Below are 6,800 nucleotides of genomic sequence, written 5' to 3' on the forward strand. Positions count from 1 at the left end.
GACGAGGTGACTGCTGGTAGACACCAAAACCAAACCCGATTCTTGACCCAACAGCCTGCTCACGATTTCAGCTTTTTCCTCGGTAGATAGCTTTTTAACCTCTTGCCAAACAGTGTTTATACTGTTGGGAAGACCATTCACCTGAACTACATCACTGTCATACATTGCCCTAGCGCCTGAAATAACTGGTAAAACTGGAGGGATTATAAAGGGGCTGGCTCTTAGAATGTAACCGTGTATTTACGGAAAGAAAAAATTTTCTGATCGCGATCGCACTGAGTCCGTAAAGTGTATTAGGCATTCCAGAGAAATAAATCATCTATCTTTTGAGGTGGACATTTTGCCCGCCTCAACGAGCGTGGCAGGCGTCTCGCTTGCCTCCACAAGAGGTAGCTGGATACTTTTATGCTTGGGAGTCCTATTAGTGTGCAACACCCTGATGCCTGAGCCAGAATAGGTTTAGAACACAATAAACCAGGAGATGCATCAGGGGTAGATAGCAGTTCAGATTGAACAACAGCAAGACCAATGGCAATTAACTATCCAATCATCGAAACTCAACTGAGATTGATCAGAGCCTTACAAAAGGGCTATGTTGAAGCTCTGGAAGCGGGAGACTGGCAAGCAGCAGATTATAGAGCCGCCCACTTACACAAGTTGTGTGAAGGACTGCACCATCTCAGTCAGTTGCTAGATAAGGGACGCACTCTCCCAGAGCCGATGGCGTTAAAGAACAGAGATAGCTGGCTCAGCAGTATACGTACTGCCTCTGCACCCTCAACTCTCTCGTTTGCTCAACCCCTGATTGATGACAATAATCCTGTGGCATCACCGCCTCCATTACCAGAGCTAAAACCCGATCAGCTAAGCGATGAATGGCCCAGCAGCTTTCAACATTCCCTGTCAATATCGGCTGATGAAGTGTAGTCGAGATATGGCTGTAGTTTAGATAGTCAAAAAATTCGGAATGCATAATTCGTAATTACGTTTTGGATGAGGATGCGAGTACCCCTACCCAAATGAGACAACCAGAGAGAATGGGGGCTCCCATCTGTCTTTAATGAGGAATTAAGAATTACTCATGATGAGGATGTTTGATCGGCAAAGTGACCACAAATTCGGTACCCTTTCCTAACTCTGAAACAACCTGAATTTTGCCGCGATGTTTTTCTACAATCTGATAGCATATAGCTAACCCCATTCCCGTGCCTTCCCCAACTGGCTTAGTTGTGAAAAACGGGTCAAATATTTTATCTATGATTTTGGGTTCAATACCCTTACCATTATCTCGGATTCTCACCTCGATATGGTTAAAGTTGACGAGTTGACTTTGAATAAAAATCTGCGGCTTAAATGAGAATTTATGAGGAGTTCTCAGTTCGTCCATCGCATTGCTGATGATGTGCCAAAAAACTTGATTAAGCTGAGCTGGATAGCACTCAACTAAGGGTAAGTCTTCGTACTGATTGATAACTTCAATGTCTGGGTTGAGTTGGTAGTTCAAGAGCAATAAAGTATTATTAATACCTTCATTGATATCCACCTGTTTCATTTCAGCTTCATCCAGATGGCAAAAGCTACGTAGCGACAGAATAATCTGGCGAATGCGCTCGGCTCCTGTGTGCATGGACGAGATAATTTTTGGCAAATCTTCTTTAATAAAATCGAGTTCAACATCCTCTATTTTATCTTCAATTTGATGCGCGGGTTGAGGATAGTGCTGCTGATATAGATTGACTAATTCGAGTAACTCTTGAGTATAATCGTTGGCATGGTTGAGATTGGCGTAAATAAAGTTAACAGGATTGTTGATTTCATGGGCAATTCCTGCAACCATCTGACCCAAACTGGACATTTTTTCGCCCTGAATTAGTTGGGCTTGGGCTTGCTTTAATTCACGAATTTGTGTGGCTACCTGTTGGATGAGTTGATTAAGGGAGGTAGCTAAGACTCCAATTTCGTCGTCGCTTGTGACTGGAGCTTGCAGCTCAAAATTACTTTCTTGGGTGGCTCGCCTAGCCACCTGAGTAACTGCTTTGATTGGACGTGCGATCGCACGGCTGGTATAGACGGCTAAAGCCATTGCAATCACCATCGATAGCACCATGCTAACCACAATAATAATTAATCGCAGAACCTTAGCTCTTCTAAAGGTAGCCCCGGCCTGTTTTTCTTGCTCTACTGTAAAATGCACCAAATCATCTAAAGTCTTAGAAAGTTTTTCAACCTTAGCACCTTGCTTGCCCTTGACAATTTCTTGCAAAATTCGCTCTTTTGCTTGAATATCTTGAATAGTGGGATTAGGGATACTTAGTTTTTGTAATAGGGACTTCAGTAACTGATTATAGGCATCTACTTCCTGATCGCAACTCTGTAAAAAGGCTTTTAAGTTTTTTACATAGCCTTTGGGAAGAGTCTGATATTCTTTTAAATTATCTTTAAGTTGAGAGAGTTGAGTATTCGCTTCAGCAATACTCGCTTGTAATTGCTTAATATCTTGTGGCTGAAGTTCGTTTTTTTCAGAAGCAATAATTAGTTCTTGTTGCTCAAGCTTTACCTGCCAAACCGCTTTTTCTAAATGATCGAGCCGCGCATATCTTTCCTGGGCGATTCTAAATTGCTCTACACCTTTGTCGTCATAATACTCACCCACGATTAACCCCGCCCCAGTCCCCAGAATGGCGATACTAATGGATAAGATATACCCGTAGCCAATTTTCCGGTGAATACTCAAGTGACGAGTGAAATGATTGAACCAGAGTCCAGTCATTGCTATAGCATTAGGCTTTCGCATTGACTGAGACCTAAAAGCATTGCCTTTGCGTCTTGGGTAGATATCAGAATCTGGGTAGTGCATACAAGAAGTAAATCCAAGAGGTTCATTTGTATTAGTTGATGCCACACACCAATACAAAAAGCTGTGAAAGAAAAACCTCTTTAGAGGCGGCATCTTGAACTAACGATGGACTGGAGGGATTTCTCCATATGATCTCCTCAACTCTTGCGTTAAAGAGCTGGTCGTTTCTGGGCCTTGTCAAGCACGAACTCGCTGGCAAGGTAGTTGACGACTATCGCCCAGGGGTATGGGTTACTGCTTAAACTAACATCTTCCACCCAGGAAACGTAAATATAGTGTTATAGCAAAAGGCAGAGGGCAGTTCGCGCAGCGTTCTCCGCAGGAGTAGGCAGAAGGGAAAAGTTTAACGGGTCAAGCTTTCACAATTTGGCTTTATCCTAATCGCCTTGGCGACTGGTATACCTAAGCTAAACAGATCAGGCGGCAAGTCCCTTAAGGGATTTCCCAGAAACAAATATCCAGTGACTTGTTGTGGGATGGACATCCTGCCCGCCTACAAGAAATAGCTACTCGTGTCGCCTGCCTCACAAGATGGGAGAGTTTATATAATCCCCCTTGATAAGAGTACGGGGATTGTGAAATCAAACAGCTAAAAATCGTTGGATGACCTCATTGCTAAGTTCGCTGGTGGCTCCAGAGGCGACAATACCACCTTTTTGCATGGCGTAGTATTTATCAGCTTGCCGCACAAAGTGTAGGTGTTGCTCGACAAGCAATACAGAAATTCCAGTCGATTCAACAATACGACGGACAGCCGCTTCAATTTCTAGAATGATCGAGGGTTGAATTCCTTCAGTGGGTTCGTCTAATACCAGTAATTGGGGGCGTCCCATTAAAGCACGCGCGATCGCAAGTTGTTGTTGTTGTCCACCACTCAAATCACCCCCCATCCGGGAGAGCATGGTTTTTAAAACCGGAAACAGAGCAAAGATATCTTCGGGAACTTCGTCTCTACCGCTTCTCCCACTACGACGTGATTCCAACCCCAGCAATAAATTTTCCTTCACGGTTAACCGAGGAATAATCTCCCGTCCTTGGGGAACATAACCAATCCCCAATCTTGCCTGCCTGTCGGGTGATTTATCTGTAATTGGCTCCCCTGCCAAGGTAATCGTACCTGTGCGGGGTTTGAGTAATCCCATAAGGGTTTTCAGCAACGTTGTTTTGCCCACCCCATTGCGTCCAATTAGGCAAACCATCTGCCCCGATGGCACACTTAAATCGACATCCCGAAGAATATGACTTTCGCCGTAGTAGACATTGAGTCCAGAGACTTGCAGCATAATGATTTTTTAACGCAAAGGACACAGAGGTTTTACGCAAAGGAACGCAAAGTTAAATAATAATTATTACTTTCAATGAATCATATATCAATCACTCTCTGCGTTTCTCTGTGGTTTCCTTGGCGTTCTCTGCGTTAATCATGAACTTGAGTTTACCCCTCAAGCAATTTTTTGTTGATTTTCCAAAGGTTCTCCCAAATACACTTCAATCACACGCGGCTCGTTTTGCACTTCCTCAATACTGCCCTCATATAAAACTGAACCCTCGTGCAGCACGGTTACCTTCCGGGCAATCTGGCGCACAAATTCCATATCATGCTCAATTACTAGAATGGAATGGCTTTCTGCTAGTGCTAAGAGTAAATTCCCAACATTTTCCGTTTCCTCATCCGTCAAACCTGCAACTGGTTCATCTACTAGCAATAAATCCGGTGACTGGGCAACCAACATGCCAATTTCCAGCCGCTGCTTTTCTCCATGAGACAGCAAAGCCGCTGCTAAATCAGCTTTAACCGTTAGTCCAACCGTTTCTAGCAAACCTTTAACTGTTTTTCGCTCAGCCACGGCGGGACGACCAAACAGCGTAGCAAAGACATTTTTTTGGCGATTACAGGCAATTTCTAGGTTGTCGCGGACAGTCAGATTAAGGTAAACACGAGGCGTCTGAAACTTACGACCAATTCCCAAGAGAGCGATTTCGTGTTCCGGCAAGCGCCGCAAATTTCGCCCTTTAAATAGTACTTTTCCCTGTGTCGGCTGCACCTTCCCGGTAATCACATCCAAAAACGTCGTCTTTCCAGCACCATTAGGCCCAATTACCACCCGTAATTCCCCAGCATCCATACTGAAATTTAGGTTATTGAGCGCCTTAAAGCCATCAAAGCTAACCGTTACATTCTCAGTTTCAATAATTTTTCCACTCATGTCATACCCAATCCCTTCTTCACCTCAAAAATTCCCCTCTCAAATAACTTTTCTTTTTCTTTTTCTTCTTAAGACTTACGCATTGCTAATTATCTTGGGTGAAAGCTGGGCAACCACGGAGGGATTGCCCCTACAGATGGTGTGTGTGCGTAACTCCTGTTCTCTCTTCTCTCCTCTCTCAGCGCCCTCTGTGCCTCTGTGTTAGCCTACGGCAAGCCGCTACGCGTCTACGTTAAATCAAATTCCTACTCCCTCCCCAGAGTCTCCCGTTCATGCTGCACTTCTGGGTCTTCTTCCAAACGAGGGTAAGTAATAACAGGCTTCGGGCGTCCCAGGCGTGCTAACCAATCAACTCCTTGCTCACGCAACCATCCTACTACCCCATTTGGTAGCACCATCACTACCAGCAAAAACAACCCTCCCTGGAAAAACAACCAGATTTCCGGAAACTTCTCACTCAACAAACTCTTAGCAAAATTCACCACTAGCGCCCCTAAAATCGCTCCCACCAAAGAGGCGCGTCCTCCCACCGCTACCCAAATCACCATCTCAATGGAAAAAGCAATATCCATTGCCTTGGGGGAAATAATGCCAGTTTGCAACGTATACATAGCCCCTGCCAAACCTGCCAACCCCGCAGAAATGGCAAATACCAAAACCTTAAAACTGGTGGGGTTATAACCCGTAAACCGCACTCGACTTTCATCATCGCGAATGGCAATCAGCAAATTGCCGAAGCGTCCTCTAGTCAACCAACGACAAAGCGCATAAGCCGCGACGAGAAACAATATGGTGAGTGTGTAGAAGACAAACTGTGTCTTCGGCGCATTCACATCTGCTCCCAGCAGGGTTTTATAGTTTGTTAAACCATTTGTGCCGTTAAACAGTTTCTGCTGACCATTGAAGAAATTAAAAAATACAATGGTTGCGGCTTGGGTAAGGATGGAAAAGTAAACGCCTCGGATCCGATTACGGAATACTAAGTAACCTAATAATGCTCCCAGTAATGAGGGAATTACAATAACGGCAAGAGCCGCAAAACCGAAGGAATCAAAGGGTGTCCAAAACCAGGGTAATTTCTCGACCCCATACAGGTTCATGAACTCTGGCAACTTCCCAGCTTCTACTGGTGCTAATTGCAGATGCATCGCTAGGGCGTAACCCCCAAAAGCGAAGAAGATGCCATGACCGAGGCTCAAAAGCCCTGTATACCCCCAAATCAGGTCAATACCGAGGGCTGCGATCGCTAAAGCTAAAAATCGCCCCATTTGGTTGAGGCGCACGCTAGGAAGCACAATGGGTACGAAAAAAATGAGGAGCAGTGCGATAGCGGCAACCACACCTATCTCTATTAGCAGTAATCGACGATGACGATGTCGTCGCTCAATCCCTGGAAGCTCAACGAGTGAATCATTAATCATTATTTATTAATTATTAGCCAATAGTAGAAAGCCCTTATAAAAGACTGAGGAAAAACACAGCGAAATCTTCTTTCCAGCCCCCAATCTCCAGTCCCTTAATTAAGCATCAACCGTGCGCCCTTTTTGAGGGAAAATCCCTCCCGGTCGCACCTGAAGAAACACAATAATTAGAGCAAATACGATGACCTTAGCCATGCTGGTGGAAGAAAAGAACGTTAACAAATCAGCCAGGGATTTGAACGGTTCTATTGTCAACAAGGGTGTCGGGATACTTGTGACCAGTACGCCTGAACCGATGAGGTAGTTTACCGTGCC

At 44.8% G+C, this 6,800-nt stretch carries 5 protein-coding genes and 1 pseudogene; 1 reads left to right on the forward strand and 5 read right to left on the reverse strand.

The features are described 5' to 3' along the window. The first annotated feature begins 528 nt into the window (after window positions 1–528). On the forward strand, window positions 529–927 hold the full coding sequence (locus V6C93_RS16790) for a hypothetical protein (RefSeq protein WP_333477816.1): 399 nt from the start codon (window positions 529–531) through the stop codon (window positions 925–927). Between the two features lie 148 nt (window positions 928–1,075). Here the strand turns inward: V6C93_RS16790 and V6C93_RS16795 are convergent, their stop codons facing one another. The 5 genes and pseudogenes from V6C93_RS16795 to V6C93_RS16815 form a co-directional block, all read right to left on the reverse strand. After that, the gene (locus V6C93_RS16795) at window positions 1,076–2,794 is read right to left on the reverse strand and encodes a sensor histidine kinase (RefSeq protein WP_333477817.1); all 1,719 of its coding nucleotides are present in this window, start codon (window positions 2,792–2,794) and stop codon (window positions 1,076–1,078) included. A gap of 644 nt (window positions 2,795–3,438) precedes the next feature. Then, window positions 3,439–4,140: an urea ABC transporter ATP-binding subunit UrtE gene (urtE, locus tag V6C93_RS16800; protein WP_333477818.1), complete on the reverse strand. Its 702-nt coding sequence runs from the start codon at window positions 4,138–4,140 to the stop codon at window positions 3,439–3,441. Window positions 4,141–4,299: 159 nt separating this feature from the next. Next, window positions 4,300–5,064: an urea ABC transporter ATP-binding protein UrtD gene (gene urtD / locus V6C93_RS16805; protein ID WP_333477819.1), complete on the reverse strand. Its 765-nt coding sequence runs from the start codon at window positions 5,062–5,064 to the stop codon at window positions 4,300–4,302. Between the two features lie 245 nt (window positions 5,065–5,309). Beyond that, entirely contained in the window at window positions 5,310–6,485 is a 1,176-nt protein-coding gene (gene urtC / locus V6C93_RS16810; protein WP_333477820.1) for an urea ABC transporter permease subunit UrtC, read from the reverse strand. A gap of 99 nt (window positions 6,486–6,584) precedes the next feature. Continuing rightward, window positions 6,585–6,800, reverse strand: a pseudogene (locus V6C93_RS16815) (branched-chain amino acid ABC transporter permease); the annotation flags it as partial.

The organism is Allocoleopsis sp., assembly GCF_036703385.1.
Classification (GTDB): Bacteria; Cyanobacteriota; Cyanobacteriia; order Cyanobacteriales; family Coleofasciculaceae; genus Allocoleopsis.